2 protein-coding genes are annotated in these 3,309 nt (G+C 65.3%); both read left to right on the top strand.

Going from position 1 to position 3,309, the window contains the following annotated elements:
* Positions 1–105: 105 nt before the first annotated feature.
* The gene (locus BOSE127_RS16915) at positions 106–1,992 is read left to right on the top strand and encodes a DUF7507 domain-containing protein (RefSeq protein ID WP_159558241.1); all 1,887 of its coding nucleotides are present in this window, start codon (positions 106–108) and stop codon (positions 1,990–1,992) included.
* A 71-nt stretch (positions 1,993–2,063) separates the two neighbouring features.
* The gene (locus BOSE127_RS16920) at positions 2,064–2,525 is read left to right on the top strand and encodes a hypothetical protein (protein ID WP_159558243.1); all 462 of its coding nucleotides are present in this window, start codon (positions 2,064–2,066) and stop codon (positions 2,523–2,525) included.
* Positions 2,526–3,309: the final 784 nt, after the last annotated feature.

Below are 3,309 nucleotides of genomic sequence, written 5' to 3' on the forward strand. Positions count from 1 at the left end.
GGTGTCGTTACGAACTCGGCGACGAGCTCGGCGACCACCCCGACCGGTGGAACGGTCGATTCGCCCCCGTCCACTGCGACCGTCACGATCACAGCGGCTCCTGCGTTGACGGTGACGAAGACGGCCACGCCCGACAGCGCGACCAAGGTCGGTGACACCGTCACCTACTCCTTCCGCGCTACGAACATCGGCAACGTGACCGTGCGCAACGTCACGGTCAATGAAGGCGCCTTCTCCGGTACCGGGACATTGTCGGAGATCAACTGCCCTGCCGGAGCTCGCTCGCTCGCACCGGGCGACTCGGTGACCTGTACCGCGACCTACACGCTCACCCAGGCGGATGTCGACGCCGGCATGGTGACAAATACCGCGACGGTTAGTGGCGACACGCCGGGTGGGCCACCGGTCACCTCGCCGCCGTCGACGACCACTGTCAACGTGCCGGCGGATCCGAGCCTGACGATCACGAAGACCTCCGACACGACCACGATCACGCGGGCCGGACAGGAGATCACATATTCGTTCGCGGTCGCGAACACCGGCAACGTCACAATCGACGACGTCGAGGTGCAGGACCAGGACTTCACCGGCACTGGCGCTCTCTCGGCGATCACGTGCCCGTCCTCGAGCGTTGCTCCGGGAGACACGCTGACCTGCACGGCGACCTACACCGTCACCCAGGCAGATGTCGACGCCGGGAACCTGTCCAATACGGCAACCGCGACGGGTAACCCTCCCGGCGGCGGGGACCCAGTCGTTCCCGAGACCCCGTCAACGGTGATCGTGCCCGTAACGCCAGTCGCGTCGATCGGTGTCGTCAAGTCCGCGAATGTGACCAGCGAATCGAACTTCACCGCCGGGAAGACGATCACGTACTCGTTCGTGGCGACGAACACCGGCAACGTGACCCTTTCGAACGTGTCGATCGAGGAGCAGGCGTTCTCGGGCACCGGCGAGCTCTCCACCATCGACTGCCCGGCAGCCGCCGCTTCGGTTGCTCCCGAAGCGCAGGTGACCTGCACAGCCACGTACACGCTGACACAGGAGGACGTGAACGCCGGTGAAGTGACCAACGCAGCGGTAGCGCACGGCACCCCGCCGTCGACCGTTCCCGGCGGGGAACTGACCTCGACGCCGTCCAACGCCGTCGTGCCGACTCCCCAGAACGCATCGATGACGGTCGTCAAGACCAGCGATGTGCAAAAGATCAGCAAGGTTGGTCAGAAGGTGACGTACAGCTTCCGGGTGACGAACACGGGCAACGTGACCATCACGGACCCGAAGATCACTGACACCGGGTTCTCCGGAACGGGGACACTGTCTGCGATCACCTGCCCGGCAGCTGGCGACAGCCTTGCCCCTGGTGAAGCCATCACGTGCACTGCTACCTATGCCGTCACCCAAGCCGACCTGGATTCCGGCTCACTTCGCAACAGTGCCACCGTCACCGGTAACACTCCCGGCGGTCCGCCCGTGGCGCCGTCCCCGCCGAGCACAGTGAACGTTCCCACCGATCCGCAAGGATCGATAACCGTGGTCAAGACCGCCGACCACAAGACCGTCGCCGGGGTTGGGCAGACCATTCGCTACAACTTCGCGGTCACCAACACCGGGAACATCACCATCCGCAACGCACAAATCGAGGACCGCGACTTCACCGGCACGGGGAAGTTGTCGGCAATCACCTGCCCGGCAGACATCAGCACACTCGCGCCAGGGGCGACCGTGGACTGCACCGCCACGTACGTTACGACCGCAGCCGATGTGACCGCCGGCGCTATCTCGAACAGCGCAGTCGTCGCAGGCGATCCGCCGTTCGGCGGCGGCCGGATCCCGTCAGACCCGTCGACCGCGGTCGTGACGTTGAAGCCTGGCCCTTCTGGCCTTGCCTTCACTGGCGCTTCCGTTGAAACGCCGATCGGTATCGCACTCATCCTGCTGCTCGGCGGGGCAGCGCTCTTCACCATCACCCGCCGACGCCGACGGGCGTAACCAACCAACGATGGGGCGGGACCGGGATACCGGGCCCGCCCCATCGTCATTCGTCAGAAAGGCACACGCTTATGCGCCAACACACCACAACCAATCTTGTCGCCGTCGCCATTGCAGCAACCCTCGCGGCCGTAGCCCTGACTGGATGCAGCCCCGACACGCCACAACCGACGCCGACCACCAACAGCACTCGGTCCGCCGGCCCGCAGCTGCTCGGTCAAACCCCCGGCGTCTCCGGGGCCATCGACGTCCCGACAGAAATCACGAATGACGCCAACAAGCGAGCCTCGGTAACGCTGCAGAAGTGCGCAGCCACGAAGACTGGATGGCAGGCATCCGGGAAGATCAAGAACACTGGCAAAACGACCGGCAGCTACTTCATCACTGTCTTCTTCACTGATACTCACGGCACAGTCGTTGGTTGGAGCCAAGTCCGAGCCGAAGCGGCGAGTGAGAAGGGTGAGCTGTGGAAGGCAGCTGCGACCTTCACGGCGCCCTCTGACACCACCTGCGCGATCGCCGGAGTCAGTTAATGGGAGTAGCGGCTCCGGGCGTGATGCCCACACTCTTCGTACGGAGCCGGATGAGATGACAACGGTTCTGTCCCGCCAACGGTAAGACCCAGGCCCGATCGGAGAACGCGAGTGCATGGCTCGGAGCCGCTAGAACTCAGATCGTCGCCACGGTGCAGGCAGTGTCGTCGCGAAAGGCAGCTCGGATTCTGCCGGATATCAGTTCAGGCACATCGGCAGGCTAGGACGGCACGCTCGCAGGCTGCCCTCCCGGAACAGTATCGGGAGTACGTCTTGAGACCCTACGGTTGCGAGACGTCTCGCGGTGCGGCCCGCTCCCCCACATCAGACCCTGCGCTGACCGTCTTGCAGCCATGTCTCGCAAGAGCTCGGCGGCTCTTGCGTCCTGGAGGTCGGTTAGGAGACAGGGTCGACTGCGAAGTGGATAGCGTCGTCGACGGACACAGGCGCGCTGGTCTCGGTGCCCTATAGCCGATCGGCTACCGCACACGTGCGGCCGTTTCTGGAACCCGCCAGGATCCGGGGATCTCGGTGTCTCAACAGACCCGCCCGGCGATGTGCCCGGTGACGGTTCCGCGCATACCGCCTGAGCACCAGGGACGGCATCACTCTTGTCCGCGCCCTGCTCCGCGACTTCTGCCTAGGCCGTGAGCCATGCACTCGCCTTCTCCGACCGGGCCGGGCTCCCAAGCGGCCGAGGGCCGCGGCATGCGGGGTGCGGGGTGCGCGGTGCGCGGTGCGCGGTGCGCGGTGCGCGGTGCGCGGTGCGCGGTGCGCGGTGCGC

It is taken from the genome of Curtobacterium sp. 8I-2 (genome assembly GCF_902506155.1).
Lineage (GTDB): Bacteria > Actinomycetota > Actinomycetes > Actinomycetales > Microbacteriaceae > Curtobacterium > Curtobacterium poinsettiae.